Annotated in this window: 8 protein-coding genes; 2 read left to right on the top strand and 6 right to left on the bottom strand. The window is 55.7% G+C overall.

The genetic code is table 11. The annotated features are described in order from the left end of the window. Nucleotides 1-205: 205 nt before the first annotated feature. The 6 genes from ACAW75_RS06685 to ACAW75_RS06660 all read right to left on the bottom strand — a co-directional run bounded on the left by ACAW75_RS06685 (nucleotide 206) and on the right by ACAW75_RS06660 (nucleotide 11,601). Nucleotides 206-1,369 carry a methionine aminotransferase gene (locus tag ACAW75_RS06685; RefSeq protein WP_370727911.1) on the bottom strand — a complete coding sequence of 388 codons (1,164 nt, stop codon included), beginning with the start codon at nucleotides 1,367-1,369 and terminating at the stop codon, nucleotides 206-208. Between the two features lie 167 nt (nucleotides 1,370-1,536). Beyond that, complete coding sequence (locus tag ACAW75_RS06680) at nucleotides 1,537-2,568, bottom strand: LLM class flavin-dependent oxidoreductase (protein ID WP_370727910.1); 1,032 nt, start codon at nucleotides 2,566-2,568, stop codon at nucleotides 1,537-1,539. Nucleotides 2,569-2,833: 265 nt separating this feature from the next. Continuing rightward, nucleotides 2,834-3,835 carry an ATP-grasp domain-containing protein gene (locus ACAW75_RS06675; RefSeq protein ID WP_370727909.1) on the bottom strand — a complete coding sequence of 334 codons (1,002 nt, stop codon included), beginning with the start codon at nucleotides 3,833-3,835 and terminating at the stop codon, nucleotides 2,834-2,836. 171 nt (nucleotides 3,836-4,006) lie between these two features. After that, nucleotides 4,007-5,443 carry a RagB/SusD family nutrient uptake outer membrane protein gene (locus tag ACAW75_RS06670; protein ID WP_370727908.1) on the bottom strand — a complete coding sequence of 479 codons (1,437 nt, stop codon included), beginning with the start codon at nucleotides 5,441-5,443 and terminating at the stop codon, nucleotides 4,007-4,009. A 14-nt stretch (nucleotides 5,444-5,457) separates the two neighbouring features. Beyond that, nucleotides 5,458-8,676, bottom strand: coding sequence for a SusC/RagA family TonB-linked outer membrane protein (locus ACAW75_RS06665; protein ID WP_370727907.1), 3,219 nt, complete (start codon nucleotides 8,674-8,676; stop codon nucleotides 5,458-5,460). Between the two features lie 357 nt (nucleotides 8,677-9,033). Next, complete coding sequence (locus ACAW75_RS06660; RefSeq protein ID WP_370727906.1) at nucleotides 9,034-11,601, bottom strand: TonB-dependent receptor; 2,568 nt, start codon at nucleotides 11,599-11,601, stop codon at nucleotides 9,034-9,036. Between the two features lie 1,388 nt (nucleotides 11,602-12,989). On the opposite strand from ACAW75_RS06660, the gene ACAW75_RS06655 reads away from it, so the two are divergent. Together ACAW75_RS06655 and ACAW75_RS06650 are read left to right on the top strand one after the other, a co-directional pair. Next, complete coding sequence (locus ACAW75_RS06655) at nucleotides 12,990-14,594, top strand: site-specific DNA-methyltransferase (RefSeq protein ID WP_370727905.1); 1,605 nt, start codon at nucleotides 12,990-12,992, stop codon at nucleotides 14,592-14,594. Nucleotides 14,595-14,790: 196 nt separating this feature from the next. Then, a complete protein-coding gene (locus ACAW75_RS06650) occupies nucleotides 14,791-17,460 on the top strand; it encodes a DEAD/DEAH box helicase (RefSeq protein WP_370727904.1) in 2,670 nt (889 codons plus the stop codon). Nucleotides 17,461-17,581 lie beyond the last annotated feature (121 nt).

The following is a 17,581-nucleotide window of genomic DNA, read 5'->3' as shown; positions in this document are numbered from 1 at the left end:
GTGTGGGGGGAGTTTGTATTGCTTCTTTCGTTGTCGCTCGCTTGTCGCGAGCGACCTGTATCAGTAGGGCCTCTGGCCCGGTCAGTAAGCTTTACTAGTTTTAATCGGACATCCGGTTAATTAGCCACCAACGGGCCAGAGGTCCTATAGGTGATCGTCACGCGCTACAAGCGAGCGACAACAAAGCCACCCGTTCGAGGGATAGCTACAAGTTCGTCCAGTTTACCAGTCGTTCGCCGGCGCGGAGTAGCGTATCGTCGTCTTTGGCGAAGCAGAAGCGGAGGACCTTGTAGTCGTTTTTTTGCTTGTAAAAAACAGAGACGGGAATGGACGCTACGCCGATTTCCTTCGTCAGGCGCATGGCCAGGTCGTAGTCCGGTTCGTCGGTGATGGCTTCGTAGGATACATTCTGGAAGAACGTGCCTTCGGTGGGAACGTACCTGAACCGGGAACCGGCGATGGCTTGCAGGAACAGATCGCGCTTTTGCTGGTAGAAAGCCGGGAGTTCCAGGTACCGTTCAGGCTGTTGCAGGTACTCGGCCAACGCATACTGCATCGGCGTCGACACGCTGAAGGTCAGGAACTGGTGGATCTTCCGAAACTCGACCGTCAAGTCAACAGGGGCGAGGCAGTAGCCGATTTTCCAGCCCGTAACATGAAACGTCTTCCCGAAAGAGCCAACGACAAACGTGCGCTCCTGCAATCCCGGATGTTGCATGAGCGACACGTGCGGCCGCCCGTCGAAGGTGATGTGCTCGTAGACTTCATCGGCAATCACGAAGATATCGCGGTCGCGGATCAGGTGGGCCAGTTGGTCCAGATCGTCGCCTGTCCAGACGCGGCCAGTAGGGTTGTGGGGCGTGTTGACCAGGATGAGCCGGGTACGTTCCGTCATTTGCTCCGCTACCTGCGTCCAGTCGATGGTGTAATTGGGTGGGGTGAGTGTGCTGTAAACGGGGATACCGCCGGCGAGTTCGATGGCTGGTACGTAGCTGTCGTAGGCAGGCTCAAAAACGATCACCTCGTCGCCGGGCTGCACCACTGCTGTAATGGCCGCGTACAGCGCTTCGGTCGCGCCGGAGGTAATGGTTATCTCTGTATCCGGGTTGTAATTGATGCCGTAGACATCGGCGGTTTTCTGCGCAATGGCGTCGCGCAGCACCGGCACACCGGCCATCGGCGCGTACTGGTTGTGGTTCGCCCGCAATGCCTTCGTCACCAGGTCAAGCAGGGCCGGGTCGGCGGGGAAGTTCGGAAATCCCTGCGAGAGGTTCAACGCCCCCACATCGGCCGCCAGTTTCGACATAACGGTAAAGATCGTGGTGCCGACGCGGGGAAGTTTGGGGGAAAGCGTTTGGATGGGTTGCATAGTGGCAATAGGTAAGGAGTTGACGTTTTTTGTCATCCCGACGATAGGCGGGATGACAAAAAACACGGTGTTAAAGCCAAACAGCTTTCAATGTTTCAAAACTAGCACGTAACACAGTTCAGGCATCACTGCCCATTCTGTGTTGCGTGAGTTGCTGAATGGTATCCCTACGCCATTACCCGGATAACAGCTTCGGAGAATCGCTCCATCTCTTCCAGTTGCGGGCTGCATTGCAACAGGAGAAAATCCACGCCTACGGCCTCAAACTGGGCGACGCGCCCGGCTACCTGATCGGGCGTGCCTGTCAGGCCGGAACGGAGGCCCCGGTTCGAGACCGAATAATCTTCCAGCGAGGGTTTCTTCTCCAACTGCGTACCGGCCAGCCACTGCTGGTAATTCTTGTACCCCGCCGCAGAGCCCTGCACATTCATGATTCGTTCAAGCTCACGTTTCACCTCCTGCTCGCTGTTTCGCACGATGGAATACGCCGCCACGCCAAATTTCATGGGTGGCAACTCCGGCCGCAGGCGCTCGCGCCGTTCGCGGAGGTCGTTGATCCGTCGGCCGATGGCTTCGGGGTCGTCACCATGCATCACGTACCCATCGCATTGCGCGGCAATCAGGTTTTTGGCTGCGTCGGACTCGCCACCGGCGTAGATGAACGGTCGTGGCCGCGACAGGGGTTTGGGTTGCAATATCGAATCCTCGACCCGGTAGTATTTTCCCTCGAACGAAAAATGATCCTGCTTCCAGAGGTTGTCAACTACGTGTAGCCACTCGGCCGTGCGGGCGTAACGATCATCATGTTGTTCGAAATGGACGCCGTATTTTTTGGCTTCATCCTGCCACCACGACGATACCACGTTGAGCGTCAGCCGACCACCGCTGATGTGGTCGATGTTGGCAGCCTGTTTGGCCAGCAGGGCCGGGGAGTGAAACGTAGGCCGGACCGCCACCATCAGTTCAATACGCTCGGTAACCGCCGCCAGCGCCGCCGCTGTCGACCAGGCGTCGAGCGAAGGAGCTTCTTCGCCTTTGATATCGTTGAGGTTCAGTTCCGCAATAAGCGTTAAGTCGTACCCCCAGTCTTCCGAGCGGCGGGCCAGATTCTTTACGTACGACCAGTCAGGCCGCATATGCTCGTCGTCGACGTTGCGAAGCCACCCGCCGAAGACAGGAAGCCAGTATCCAAATTTCATAACAGTTGAGTTCGTATTGTTGAGTACGTGTGTATTCGTGACGTTTCGCGGTTAGTGCGTAGCCTCGTTGTCGCTTGCCTGTGGCGAGTGACTCCTACCTATAGGGCCTCTGGCCCGTTCATGGCCTTAAACCAGGTACTATTAGCTGGCAATTCGACAGTGAACCAACGGGCCAGAGGCCCTATAGGTAGAAGTCACTCGCCACAGGCAAGCGACAACGAATGCCTAATCGAAGTATTGGACGTATTGCGATCACATTCTAAACCTATAAGATCTCTAAGACCTTATAGGTTTTTGAGGCCGCCAGTTGCGTTTCCAGATAATCGACGAAGGTGGCGTAGGGGTTGAAACCGACCACGTTTACCGCGTCGGCAACGAAGTTGGAGAGGGCGTTGATGTCGTAGAACAAGACGTCACCCGTCCGGTCATCGAGCAGGTATTCCACGCCACCAACGTCGATTTTTGCGGCTTTGGCAATACGTTCTACGTCGGCGATGATCTCGGCGGGCGGCGTGTAGGCTTCTACCTGGATGCCCTTTTTGGGAGCGTCGGTCAGGCAGAAATCAGCGCTGGGTTGCTCGGGGATGGCGCAGATCTCGGCAGGGCAGAGGTTGAAGCTCTCACCCGTAGTGAACACCTTCATGGCGTACAGGAACTTGCCGTTCAGCGTTTCCACCCGAACGATATGGCCACCCCGTGGCTGCACGAATTCCTGCACCAGGGCCGTCTGGTCGATACCCAGATCGATCTGATCAGCGTCGACGGCGGCCTGTAACCCCTCGGGTGTATCAAAGCGAACAATGCCCGCCCCGGCACCGCCGATATTCACTTTCACCACCAGCGGAAACCGCAATCGAGCTGCCGCCTTCGGAATCTGCGATACGTGATTGACGACGAGACTTTTCGGGAAAGACAACCCCAATGAGGCCAGCAGCGATAATTGCCGTGCTTTGTTCGTTTCAATGCTCGTGGCGATCGTGCCGTTGATCACCCGCACGCCAATGCGCTCCAGGTGCGTGAGGAAACCCGCCGTATGGAAAATGCCCTGCCCGTTACCGCGTAGGTAAGCCGACGAACTCATCCGGTTTACGACCAGCGCATACGGACTTTCGGTTTCCGAAGGATCGTAGAGATGATGCGCCGCGTTGATGCGTTCGTAGGGAATGGCACGACGGTCCAGTTCGGCGAAGAGGGGTTTGAACCAGTCGGGATGTTCGTAATAGATGCCGATGGGTCGGGCCGCGCTCGGTTTATCTAAGCTACTCATATTTGGTTTTGTTTGCTGACGATTAGATAGATAAGTACCGTGGTTTGACGAATCGGTTTTCGCGTACTGCTTCGCGGTGTGTGGCTTCGCGCTGCGGTCGAAGGGCACGCAGCGCGAAGCCACACACCGCGAAGCAGTACGCGAAAGCAATCATGTTATCAGTCACGTAACTCAATAACCTGGATTCTGGGCAAACGTTGTTGGATTGTTATAGGTATCGATTTCCGATTGGGGAACGGGGTAGATAAGCCGGTTCGCGGGTACCGTGATGCCGGTTACTTTCAACGCATCTACCGCCTTTCCGGTGCGGATCAGGTCAAACCAGCGGTCATTTTCCAGCGCCAGCTCGAGTCGACGTTCGTTGATGATCGCTTCGCGGAAGGCGGCCTGGGTAGCCAACTGAGCCTCCGTATACACTGGTGCGCCCGCCCGCGAACGTACCTGGTTCAACGCCGTAAGCGCGTCCGGGCTGAACTGAATCGCTGACTCTGCCAACGCCTCGGCATACAACAGGAGTACATCGGCGTAACGGAGCACCGGAAAATCGTTGCCTACGTCGTTGACGGCCGAGAACTCGTCATAGAACTTACGGGGCACCACGTTGACGTTGCTCGGCACGGGAATCTGCACCGTCAGGGCCCTGCGCGCATCGCCCGTCGGATACGCCGCCCGGAGTGATGCCTCGATGTTGTCACCGATGTTGGTGCCATACCAAAGGGCGTGGCCCTCGGGTAAGGCACCGCCGACGCCCTTCTTGAACTTCACCGCAAACACAATTTCGGCGTTGTTTTTATTGGCGACGGCGAACACATCGGCCACGTTTGGCAACAGGCGATACGTACCTGTGCTGATGACCTCGCGCAACACCGTAACGGCCTGGCTAAACTTCTTTTCGGTGACGAGCACCTTGCCCAGTAATCCTTTTGCCGCGCCCGACGTGGCCCGGCCTACATCGGCGCCCGTATAACTGGCGGGCAGATTCGCCGCCGCGTCGGTCAGGTCTTTTTCAATGGCCGCATACACGTCGGCTACCTCGTTGCGGACGTACGAACGCGAGTCTGTCGTGGACCCAGCCTTGAGCACCAGCGGCACTTTCCCCCACAACCTGACCAGATTGAAATACGAGAGGGCGCGAATAAACTGAGCTTCACCCTTGTACCGGTTCTTCAGCGTATTGTCGAAGGCTACCCCGTCTATCTTGTCCAGAATCAGGTTAGTTCGGTTGATGCCGGTGTACAGACTGCCCCAGGTATCGCGCAGGATCGAGTTGGTGGTTGGCTCGATAAACCGGTCGATGTTGTAGCGAAGGCCAGCGTTCGACGATGGGTCATTGTCGAGCACATTATCGCTCCGGGCTTCGAGCAACGTGTTGAAGTCACCGCCATACTGGTTGGCCGATTGCAGCACATCGTAGGCCCCGTTCACGGCGTTGCCAAAGTCGTTGGCGGTCTTGTAAAAGTTGTCGACGTTCGGCTGCGACAGCGGTTTCAGATCAAGAAATCCCTGCTGACAGGCGGAAAGGCCTATGATCAGCAGAGAAAGAGCGACGGTTTTGTGCAGCGATGGACGAAAGACTGATTGCCGAATAGACTGTGTTTCCTTGTTCATATCGTTGGGTGGATCTAGAAGCTGAGGTTAAGGCCGATCGAGGTGGTTTTAGCCAGTGGGTACGTGCCATAATCTTCACCCTGCGACAGGGCGTTGTCGGGGCGGCTGCTCACTTCCGGGTTATAGCCGCTGTACTTCGTAAACGTGAACGGATTTTGTGCGCTGACGTAAATTCTCGCCCGGTTCAGGTGCAGGCGCTGCAACAAGGCGGTGGGCAGGGAGTACCCCAACGAGAGCGTCCTGATCCTGACGTACGAGCCGTTTTCGATATGCCAGGTCGATATTTCGCCGTTCGACCCCGTTGATAGCCGGTTTGCGCGGTTGACCAGGCCATTCCCCGGATTATCGGCCGACTGCCAGCGGTCGAGCGCGCCCCGGAACTGGTTGCCGTTGCCTTCGGAGTTGTAGAGGTAGCGCCGGATCAGGTTCATGATCTTGTTCCCCTGCACACCCTGCACCGTCACGCCCAGATCGAAACCCTGAAAAGTGAAGCGGTTGGTGAAGCCGAATGTATACTTCGGAAAATAACTGCCGGTCACGGTGCGGTCGCTGCTGAAGTCGATCTTCTTATCGCCGTTGGTGTCGATGAACCGGAAGTCGCCGGGCTTCGTGGTAGCGGTGTGTGGGTAGGCGTCAACCTCGGCCTGGTTCTTGAATACGCCGTCGTATTGCATGGTCCAGTACTGGCCGATCGGCTCGCCAATGCGGGTGATGAACTGCGCCCCGGCAACCCCACCCGATACGATGATCGGATCACCCGATGCACCCAGTGCCTTCACTTCGTTGCGGTTGGTGGCCAGATTGGCGCTGGCCGTCCAGCCAAATCGCCCGAAGGTCTGCTGCGTCCCCAGCGTGAATTCGAAGCCCCGGTTGTTTACTTTCCCAATGTTCTGCAGCTCCGTGCTGAAACCTGAGGTACGTGGCACAGGTACGTTCAGCAGCAGGTCAGACGTGTTGGCGTTGTAATAGTCGACCGTCAGCGTGAGGCGGTTGCGGAAGAAACTGGCATCGAACCCGATATCGAGCATGGCCGTTTTTTCCCACTTCAGCTTGTCGTTGGCCGAGTTGCCGGGCGCCAGGCCGCTCACGATCGTTTCGGGACCAAGCACATAGTTCTGGTAGTTGAGCAAACTGACCGATCCGTAGTTGGGAATCTGGAAATTACCCGTCAGGCCGAAGCTTCCGCGCAGTTTCAGGTCGCTCAGCCAGGTCGAAGATTTCAGGAAAGGCTCCTGCGCAATGTTCCAGCCCGCCGACACGCTCGGAAAGTACCCCCAGCGATTGGCCGCCCCGAATCGCGACGAGCCATCGGCCCGGATGGCAGCCGACAGCAGATACCGACCATCGTAATCGTACTGAACACGCGCCAGGTACGAGAGCAGCGACCATTCCTGAATGTCGGAACTGCCACCCGTAACCTGCCCCGCATTCAGGGTCTGTACCAGGTCGTTGGGGAAATTAGTGGCTGATAGTTCGCTGGCCGTCCGGCGGTCTTTCTGCGAGGTGAACCCCGCCAGCGCCGACAGGTTATGCTGACCGATCGTGCGCGTATAGTTCAGCGTATGCTCGATCAGCCAGTCGACGTAATTCTGGGTACGTGAAAAGCCGGTTGGAATCGACGGGCCTTTCCGGTCGCGAATTTCAACGGTCGACGGGCGGTAGTAATCGCGCTGGAAATTGTTCAGGTCGGCCCCGATGTTGAGCCGGTACGACAGCCCCTTGGCAATATCATACTGGGCATAGGCATTGCCGAGCAGCCGGATCTGATCCAGTTTGTCGCTTATTTCCTTCGCCACGGCCACCGGATTCAGAATCGATGTAGCACCGTAGCCCCAGCCGTTGGCGTCGAAGTTGTATGAGCCGTTGGCGTTGTAAACGGGCCAGATCGGGGCAATCTGTAAGGCCAGGCCAATTACGCCATCGGCCAGATACGGACCTTCTGCTTTGATCAGGTCGTGGTGCGCAAACGTCGGATTCAGGTTGACCCCCACCGACAGCCGACCGCTCTTGATATCCAGATTGGCCCGGGCGCTGTAGCGTTTGAAGCCCGAATTGATGACTGTTCCCTGCTGATCCATATAGTTGCCCGACACGTAATACTTGACGTTCGGATTGCCACCGGAAATCGAGACCGTATGGTTCTGCACCGGTGCCGTCCGGAAAATCTGATCCTGCCAGTCGGTATTCGTCAGGCCGGCCTGCCCCGTCAGATAGGGGGTAACCTGAGGGGGAATGAGCGTGCTGGGTGCGCCCCAGGCGGCGTTGCTGTTCCGAATATCGTTCGAGTCGGTGGGTTTCCCGGCGGGGTTACGATCGAGGTAGGCCGTGTTTTTTCCTTCGGCGTTCAGGGTTGCATATTCGTAAGCATTGAGCAGATCGAGCTTTTTGGTCACCTGCTGAAAACCGACGTAGGAGTCGTAACTGATAATGGTCTTGCCCTCTTTGCCGCGTTTGGTAGTCAGCAGCACCACGCCGTTGGACCCCCGCGACCCGTAAATCGCCGCGGCCGATGCGTCTTTCAACACCTCAATGCGCTCGATGTCATCGGTGTTAAGCGTGCTCAGTACGTTGATCGGGTTGTCAGGAAACTGGGTGCTGGTACTGCCCGTCGCAAATTTCGTGTCGCGCGAGAGGGGAATGCCGTCGATCACATACAGCGGATCGAGGCCCGCGCTGATCGAGCCGGTACCCCGAACACGTACCTGAAGGGCGGCTCCCGGCGCGCCTGACGTCTGGGTTACCTGCACCCCGGCAATCTTAGCCGCCAGCGCCTGGTCGAAACTGGATACGGGCTGGTTGGCAATGTCCTGCGCCCGAACGGAGCCAATAGCCGTGGTGATGTCGCGGCGGTTCTGCACCCCATAACCAACCACCACCACTTCGCCCAGCGCATTGTCGGAGCTGGTCAGCTTCACGTCGATCACCGTTCGGCTGCCGATGACCTGTTCAAGGGGTTGGTAGCCGATGAAGGAAATTACCAGTGTAGCGGCTGGCCCGTTGCCAGGTACGTTGATCTTGTAGGCTCCCTGCGCATCAGTAGTCGTTCCAATCGTGGTGCCTTTGATCTGAACCGTAGCCCCGGCCAGCACTTCATTGGATAGGGCGTCGGTGACGGTGCCGGTCACGACCGACTGCGCCGAGGCAGCCGACAGGGTGAAGAGGAAAATGAAGAGGTAAAGCCAGCGCCAGTTGGGCCGCACAACTGGCCGAGCGGTCAGTAGAGGGTGTTGCATAGGTAATCGGTTGAGTAAGTAGTATACCGGCAATATAGTCGTTATCAGCCAACTCTCGTTTATCGCTGTCGCTTGCCTGTGGCGAGTGACGATTAACAGTAGGGCCTCCGGCCCGTTGGTAACTTATAGACCGGTCGACGGTGAACAGTTGGCATCATTTGAGCACCGGGCCAGAGGCCCCCAAGTTATGGGCCACTCGCCACAGGCGAGCGACAACGATAAAAATCTTGCTCCGTGCGGTAGGTTGAATATTGCTTCGCGTGCGGTAGGTTGCTTCGCGCTGCGGTCGAAGGGCCACAAGCGCGAAGCAACCTACCGCACGCGAAGCAAAATACTAACTATCCACAGTCACGCCACTTAGAACGAATAGCGCAACGTGACGCCGTAGGTACGTGGGTCGCCAAGCACGGCACCATACTGGCCGGCGTTTCCGGGAGCGGCCAACAATTGCTCGAAGTAGTTCTGGTTTAGCAGGTTGCGGCTCCACAGGAAGACCGATGTGCCGTTAGACGCCCGGAAACCAACGCGGGCGTTTACCAGCGTATAGCCATCGATGTTGAGGTACTGCGACGGCGACGGACTCGACGAGAACGACGAGCGGGAATAAGCGTCGGCTGCAAAGAAATACCGGCCTTCCTGCGACAGGAATTTCCCGGAACCACTCACTTCACCACCCAGCGAACCCGCCCATTTCGACACGCCCGGCAGGGCGCCACCCGACACATCCTTGAACGCCTGCGCGGCACCCGTTTCTTCGAGCGGCACCGGTGCATTTTTGAACGAGACGTACTTCGCATCGGTGTAAGCCAGTGCGCCGTAGAGCGAGAACGCGTTGCTCACCCGCAGATTACCGTCCAGTTCTATGCCCCAAACCCGTACTTTCTCCGCGTTGGCCAGGTAACCCCGGTTCACACCCGGTTCAGGCGTTTGTACCTGCGTCTGGTAATCTTTGATGTCGCTGTTGTGTACCACCAGATTCAGCACCGAATTCGGCGTTGGCTTGGTTTTGATGCCAACTTCGTAATGCGTCACAAATTCGGGATTCACCCGGGCCAGGTCGGTCAATACCTGTCCGTTGGCCGTCGGTAACCCGCCGATATTGATCCCGATGGGCTTATAAGCGGTCGAGTACGTGGCAAAGGCGTTGAGTCGGTCGCTGGCTTTGTATTGCAGCGTCAGTTGACCCGACAGGTTGGTTTCGTCTACGTCGGCATCGAATGCCTGGTTGGTATACACGGCGTTTTTAAGCGCGATCAGCGCGGCGTCGGTCGTTTGCAATCCGCCATAGGTCTCGCGTTTGTAGTTGGCGATTTTCCGGTCGTAGTTATAGCGAAGGCCGGGCAGAAAGCGTAGCTTGTCGGTAATGGCCCAGTCTGCCTGCGCGAATAGGGCGGCACTGGTGCTGCGGATACGGTTGGTTGTCCGGATGCCGAAGTTGTCGAACAGACCGGGTGTTTTCCACAGGGCGCTGGTTGAGCTTTGGGCAAACCGCCACTGAGCCGAACCGGCTTCTTCCGTTTGTACGGGGTCTGACTGTAAGTCCTGGTAGAGGTAGAACGCGCCCACAACGCCGCTCACCCGCGATGACACGTTGCCGGCGTAACGAATTTCCTGCGAATACTGATCATGCTTGGAGTTGCCCGCCGAAATGGTGAATACGGGTAGTCCGATATAATCCCGGTCGTTGAGCGGATCCCATTTCCAGTAGCGCCAGGCCGATGTCGACGTCAGCGTACCGCCGCCAAGTTTGATGTCGGCGTTGAGCGATACCCCGCCCAGGGTGTTGTTTGCCCGCGAAGGGGTATCCTGATCCGTAATCCGGTCGAAGGGGTTTGTTGACGGCAGCTTGTAGCCCAGATCAGCAATAATGGCGTTGAACTGACGGTAAGCGGGCCGCTGCGTGGGTACTACCCCGGCATAGATAACGGCATAACCAATGGGTTTCTGGTCAGACATGTCGCCCGCCAGTGTCAGCTTCACATTATCGCTGGGGGTATACAGTAACTGCCCCCGAACACCGAGGTTGTTGAGGCTATTGACCGGCTGCTGGGTACGTACATTGTAGATCAGACCATTGCGCTGGGTACCGGAGAACGACACGCGGGCCGCCAGATTCCTGGTCAACGGACCCGTTACAGAGGCCTTGGCCTGCATGTAGTTGTAGTTCCCGTAGCTCACCTCGAAGGTAGCTCCCGGCTGGAAACTGGCGGGGCGGGTGGTGATGTTAAACGCACCCGCCGTTGTGTTTTTGCCAAACAGCGTTCCCTGCGGCCCACGCAACACCTCGATCTGATCGATGTCGACGAAGTCGAGGGCTGTAGCGGCGGGACGGGCGTAATACACACCGTCGACGTAGAAACCCACGCCCGGATCGATACCGTCGTTGGTCAGGCCGAACGTGGAGCCCAGGCCCCGGATGTTGAGTGTCGTATTGCGGGCGTTCGACGAATAAAGTTGTACCGAAGGCACCAGCTCTTTCAATCGGTTGACGTTGAAGGCCCCGGCATCTTCGACCAGCGCGCCCCGCAGCACCGAAATCGGGATGGGTACGTTCTGGGCTGATTCCTGCCGACGGCGCGAGGTAATGACAACATCGGCCAGTTCATTGGCGCCCTCTTCCAGTCTGATCTCTACATTATTCTCGTTGATAACAACATCGGTCGTCTTGTAACCAATAAAGGAGACCGTGAGTGTGAATGGTAGTTTTTGACCCGTCAGGAGCGTAAAGCGACCATCTTCTCTGGCGGATGATCCGTTGGTGGTACCTTTAATAACCACCGCCGCGCCAATCAGGGGCCGCTCGGTACGGGCATCGATGATCCGGCCCGATACGGTCGCATTAATAATCGGTGTGTTTTGTGCTGCTGACCAAAAGGGTAGAAGCAGGAGGCTAATCTGTAAAACAGTTACTAAAAAATGTCTCATTATCAGGTGTATTGTCAGAAATTAATTTGAATGGAGACCTACGTTTTGGGCAGGTAATGGACGGTTGGTTTTCAGGCGGAAGGGCGCGGAAATACAACAGGTACTTCGGAGTGAAGGCAAGCCATTAATACTTAAAGTCTATATACTAAATAGAATAATTGAGCCAAAAAAAGGATTGCTTTAGGTCGGCATCGGCTAACTACCTGTAGGCAGATTGACCTGACGTGAAAGCAACGCGGCAAAGTTGAGGAGGAAAAATGATTTCTAAAAGAAAAGTTAACTAAATGATTATCAATTAATTATTGCAATAGTCTATCGGGTTTAGGGAGTATTCTATCATTTCAATTGACTAGCTGTACTAAGCGATTCATTGTCAGGCAGTGGGGTGGGGGCCGAGGATATTGGTTTATGGATTTATCGATAGGGTGAGGAAGAATACACTCCAGGGAGAGCGTAGTGCATAACCAGTTTAATTGATTGACTACCGCAAAACAGGCAGCGCTTTTGTCCTCCCGACGACAGGAGAGATCTTTGGTAGACGCTGACAATTGCTACTATTAGCTAAGATCTCTCCTGTCGTCGGGAGGACAAAAGCGCTGCTGTAACCGTCTATGGATTAGATTGTGAAGAGTGGTAAAGCGTCGCGCTGTAGGCCCTGCACCATCAGTGCTTTCTCATAAAAATCGGAGGGGTACTTCATCGGCCCATCGGGCCATAACACCGGTAGAGAAGGTAACAGGTCAATAAACGAACGTCCCGTCAGGGACACAACATGGGTATATCAGCGAGCTAAAACCAATGTTGTGTCCCTGACGGGACGTAAACTGGCTGCTGCCCCGACCGTTTTCTACCGGTGTTATGGCCCGATGGGCCGATAAAGCACCCCTCCGATTTTTATGAGAAAGCCCGGCGAGCGATTCGGCGGGCGGCAGACCGGCGCGGCAATACGCTTCTTCATGCATTTGCCCTTCACAAACGTTTAACCGAAAGTTGTTCCGCCATTCTGAGTAAGACAGGCAATACGCTTCTTCATGCGTTTGCCCTATACAAACCCGTTCCAGACTTGCCCGAGTCGACTTACCGGACTATCTTGCTGGCTATAATCAATCGAAAAATCGAGCAAAAAAGACAAGTCATTCTGACATAAAGACATAGCGTTGCTTACAATTTCCCCTCAGGAAAAACGGCCAAATTTTTAGCGAGGGAGGAAATAGTAAAGCGGACGCACTCGAAAGGGTGCGCCCCTTTGCTGTTTCTGCATTTAACCCTCGCTGGGCGCTTGGCCGTGCCTTCCTGAGACGTGATGTGGGCAGCGGAGGCCAGCGTACCCGTTTTTTTTTGCCCCCTATTGAGCCTCGGGGCACTCACCTGCATCCCCGACGCTCATAATGCCCACACTTACCTGGATAGGGAAAGATAAAGTAATCAACCATCATCACGACGTACCGTTTCGGGTGCTCGATGCGCAGTACACCTACGGAGCAGCCGACTCACCTAACCGTGTGCCTAACAACCGGATCATTCACGGCGATAATCTGGAGGCACTGAAAGCGCTGTTGCCGTATTACGAAGGCCGTGTAAAATGCATTTACATCGATCCTCCGTACAATACCGGTAACGAAGGCTGGGTGTATAACGATAACGTCAGCGACCCGAAACTGAAACGCTGGCTCGGCAAGGTCGTGGGCAAGGAAAGCGAAGACCTCAGCCGTCACGACAAATGGCTGTGCATGATGTATCCCCGCCTGCAACTGCTTCACCGCCTTCTCGCTGATGACGGAGCCATTTTCGTTTCCATCGACGATAATGAGCAGGCTAGTTTAAAGCTGATGATGGATGAGATTTGGGGAGGTGGAAATTTTGTTTCGAACATAGTATGGCAAAAAATCTACACAGTTAAGAACTCCGCAAAATATCTTTCCGATATGCATGAAAATATTGTTTTGTACGCAAAACAGCTGCCAAAATGGGAAAGAAAACTATTGCCTCGGTCCGAAGAGCTTGATGATACTTATACTAATCCAGATAACGATTTAAGAGGAGCTTGGACTACTAACGCAATTCAGGCTAGGAACTTTTACAGCCTTGGAGCCTACGAAATAGTATCTCCAGCTGGTAAAAGTCACTTTCCTCCAAAAGGAACGTATTGGAGAGTTTCTAAAGAAAATTTTGATGACTTAAATCAAGATGGAAGGGTTTATTGGGGCCGAGATGGAAATAGTGTTCCTAGAATAAAAAAATACCTATCAGAAGCTAAACAAGGGGTTGTTCCAACTACTTGGTGGCCTTATACGGAGGCAGGGCAAAATGCAGATGCAAAGGTTGAGCTAAGAAGTATTTTTGCTAATTCCGAATCAGATTTATTTAATACACCAAAGCCAACTCGCTTAATCGAGCGCATTCTCCAGATCGCTTCCGGCCCCAACGACATTATTCTCGACAGTTTCGCGGGTTCTGGTACGACGGCTCATGCGGTGTTGAATCTCAACAAGCAGGATGGTGGCAACCGGCAGTTTATTCTGGTTGAAATGGAAGACTACGCCGAAACCATCACCGCCGAACGGGTTCGCCGCGTGATCGACGGATACGGCGATAAGGAAGGTACGGGCGGCGGGTTCACGTATTACGAACTCGGTCAGGCCCTGTTTACCGACGACGGCCTGCTCAACGACGACCTGCCCCTCGACCGAATCCGCGAATACGTCTGGTATTCGGAGACACGAACGGCGTTGCCGCAACCAGACGCAAGCCAGCCCGACGACGCTAAACCAGCCGAGACGCCGCACTTTCTGGGCCGACGCTACGAAACGGCCTACTACTTCTACTACGAACCCGACGAGCTAACCACGCTCGATTACGACTTCCTGGCCACCGTGCAGACCCGAGCCGAACAGTACGTTATCTACGCCGACAACTGCCTGATCAACAGGGAGTGGCTTCAACAGCGACACATCATTTTCAAGAAAATCCCCCGGGATATTTCCCGGTTTTAATACCCCACCCCCGGCCCCTCCCCTTAACCAAGGGGAGGGGGGAGCATTACAGTAGCTTCGCCTATGAGCAGCGCATTGCCCCTGCCCCTGAAAAGCAGGGGCAGGGGCAAGCACTACAGGAGCTTCGCCGATAAGCGGAGCATGGCCCCCCTCCCCTTGGTTAAGGGGAGGGGCTGGGGGTGGGGTCAACACACTAATGGAACTGAAACCCTATCAGGCGGGCGTCATTCGTGACCTTGACCGCTATCTACAGTACATTCAGCGGGATCATCGCTACGATCTGGCCTACAATCGGTATTGGCAGGATGAGGTAGGCGAGTATGATCCGCTCAACAACACGGGCATGCGGCCCTACCAGAACAACGTACCTGGCACCCCCCACGTCTGCGTGAAAGTGCCCACGGCGGGCGGCAAAACGTTTATCGCCGTCCATGCGCTGCATACGCTCTTCGACGCCTTTGCCAGCGACCGCCCCAGGGCCGTTGTCTGGCTGGTGCCCTGGAGCAACCTGCTCGATCAGACCGTGCGCAACCTGTCGAATCCGGCGCATCCGTACCGGCAGAAACTGAACAGCCTGTTTAACCACCGCGTGGCCGTTTACCAGAAAAAAGACCTGTTGCAGGGCGCCAATTTCAGTCCGGCGGTGGTGCAGCAGCAGTTGAGCATCTTTGTACTGAGCTTCGGCAGCCTGCGGGCCACGAAAAAGGAAGACCGGAAAATTTTCGAGGAAAACGGCGCCCTGGCCTCCTTCGCCAGTCAGTTCGAGACCGACGAGCACCGGCTGGCCGACACCGACCAGACTGCCCTGATCAACGTGATTCGCAGCCTCACACCCGTTGTGGTTGTCGACGAAAGCCACAACGCCGAAAGCGAGTTGAGCGTGGAGATGCTGCGCAACCTGAACCCCTCGTTCGTGCTCGATCTGACGGCCACGCCGAAGAAAAATGCCAATATCGTCAGCTTCGTGTCGGCCATTGAACTGAAGAAAGAGCAGATGGTGAAGCTGCCGGTGATTGCCTATAACCACCACGAAAAATCGCAGGTGGTCGAAAGTGCGCTGAACCTGCAACGGCAACTGGAACACCTGGCCAAAGCCGAACAAAAAGCGGGCGGGCGCTACATCCGGCCCATCGTGCTCTTCCAGGCCCAACCGAATGCAGGCCACGATAACACAACATTTGAGAAGCTAAAACAGCAGTTGCTGAAGCTGAAAATCCCCGAAGCGCAGATCAAGATCAAGACCGCCGAGATCAACGAACTGAAGGATGTCGACCTGATGAGCCCGACCTGTCAGGTACGTTACATCATCACGGTGAATGCCCTGAAAGAAGGGTGGGACTGTCCGTTCGCCTACATTCTGGCCTCGCTGGCCGACCGGTCGTCGGCCGTTGATATCGAGCAGATTCTGGGGCGGGTCCTGCGCCAGCCATATGTGATGCGCCATCAGAACGACCTGCTGAACGTATCGTATGTGTTGACGGCCTCGGCCAAGTTCAACGACACCCTGCAAAGCATCATCCGGGGCCTCGAATCGGCCGGTTTCAGCCGGAATGATTACCGCTGGGCCGACACCGACAATCAGCCGGGCAACCCCGCTCAGGCGGGGCAGGCTGTACCAGCGCCAACGCCAGCCAGCGCACTGCAAGGATTTCTGTTTCCCGAACCGACCGAGCCGACAAGCGACGACATTGACCCGGCAAAAATCCAGTTCGACCCAGCCGCCCCGCCCGACGAGCCACCCGTTGGTACGCCGCCCGTGCTGACAGCCATTACCCAGCTTGCCCTTGAAAAAAATCAGGCATTAGAACAGCAACTCAACCGGCAGGAGGCTGATACTGATTCATCTCCCCTCTTCCAGGAACTCGGCGACAAAGTGAAAAAGATAGCGATCAATCAGGATTTTGCGGCGGTGGCCCAGACGCTGAGGCTCCCGCAGTTTTATTTCGAGGTGCCGGCAAGTGGCCTCTTCGGGCAGGGCGAACGCGTACTGCTCAATCAGGAGGTCTTGCTGAAAGGCTTTCGCCTGGCCGACGAAGACATCAAAATCGACTGGGACACGGTTGACACCGACCTGTACAAAATCGATATTGAACGTACCCAGGGCGATCAGTACCGGCCGGTTTTCCTGCAAATTGACAACATACAGGTCAAGGAGATTTTTGTCGATTACATCCTGAGCAAGCCCAAAGCCGGGCAGGTGAAAGACATGGCTCACCGCATGATGCAGTTGGTGGGCAATATGTACCCGATCCCAGACCAGCAGATCAAGCTGTATCTGGAGCGTATCTTCAGCAGTTTCGACGCCGAACGGATCAAGGATCTGCTGTCACGCGAATACACCTACCGCGACAAGATCAAGAAGAAAATCCGCGCGTTGGCCGATGTGCATGCCGAAGAGCAGTTCAGGAAACTGCTGGTGGTGGGCAAAATTTCGGTCGAGCAGGGGTTCACCTTCAAGAAAACGATCGTACCCGGTTTGCTGGGCAAATCGTTGGGCAAGTCGCTTTATGAGCGCGAAGGCAGCATGAACGGTTTTGAAGAACGGGTCATTGGCGAACTGGCTGCCTTGCCCAACGTCCGGTTCTGGCACCGGAACCTGGGCCGGGCCAAAGGCTTCGCCATCAACGGCTACAGGTCGAACCATTACCCCGATTTTATTCTGTACACCGAAAACGGAACGCTGATCGTGCTTGAAACGAAAGGCGACGACCGCGACAATTCAGATAGCGCCGCCAAGAACCGGCTAGGCCAGAAATGGGCCGAACAGGCCGGGCGGCAGTACCATTATTTCATGGTGTTCGACACCCACCGCCTGCCCGATACCTACACGGTGGCGGAAGTAAAGGAGTTGGTGAAGCAGTTGTAGGGTTTTTGCGCTGAAAAGTGTCGCGCTACGTACCCTGAGCCTGTCGGGTATTTTTGTTAACTGAGCGGAGCCTTTGGCCCCGTTAGGGGCTGAACAGCGCAGCGTCGGTAGAAAAGAGAGC

Origin of the sequence: Fibrella arboris (assembly GCF_041321095.1) — a bacterium.
Classification (GTDB): domain Bacteria; phylum Bacteroidota; class Bacteroidia; order Cytophagales; family Spirosomataceae; genus Fibrella; species Fibrella arboris.
This window is presented reverse-complemented; position numbering and strand designations above follow the sequence as displayed.

Excerpts from the sequence above, each read along its gene's own strand:
- ACAW75_RS06660 (WP_370727906.1), bottom strand. The coding sequence starts at position 11,601 with ATGAGACATTTTTTAGTAACTGTTTTACAGATTAGCCTCCTGCTTCTA.
- ACAW75_RS06685 (WP_370727911.1), bottom strand. The coding sequence starts at position 1,369 with ATGCAACCCATCCAAACGCTTTCCCCCAAACTTCCCCGCGTCGGCACC.
- ACAW75_RS06650 (WP_370727904.1), top strand. The coding sequence starts at position 14,791 with ATGGAACTGAAACCCTATCAGGCGGGCGTCATTCGTGACCTTGACCGC.
- ACAW75_RS06675 (WP_370727909.1), bottom strand. The coding sequence starts at position 3,835 with ATGAGTAGCTTAGATAAACCGAGCGCGGCCCGACCCATCGGCATCTAT.
- ACAW75_RS06655 (WP_370727905.1), top strand. The coding sequence starts at position 12,990 with ATGCCCACACTTACCTGGATAGGGAAAGATAAAGTAATCAACCATCAT.
- ACAW75_RS06680 (WP_370727910.1), bottom strand. The coding sequence starts at position 2,568 with ATGAAATTTGGATACTGGCTTCCTGTCTTCGGCGGGTGGCTTCGCAAC.
- ACAW75_RS06665 (WP_370727907.1), bottom strand. The coding sequence starts at position 8,676 with ATGCAACACCCTCTACTGACCGCTCGGCCAGTTGTGCGGCCCAACTGG.
- ACAW75_RS06670 (WP_370727908.1), bottom strand. The coding sequence starts at position 5,443 with ATGAACAAGGAAACACAGTCTATTCGGCAATCAGTCTTTCGTCCATCG.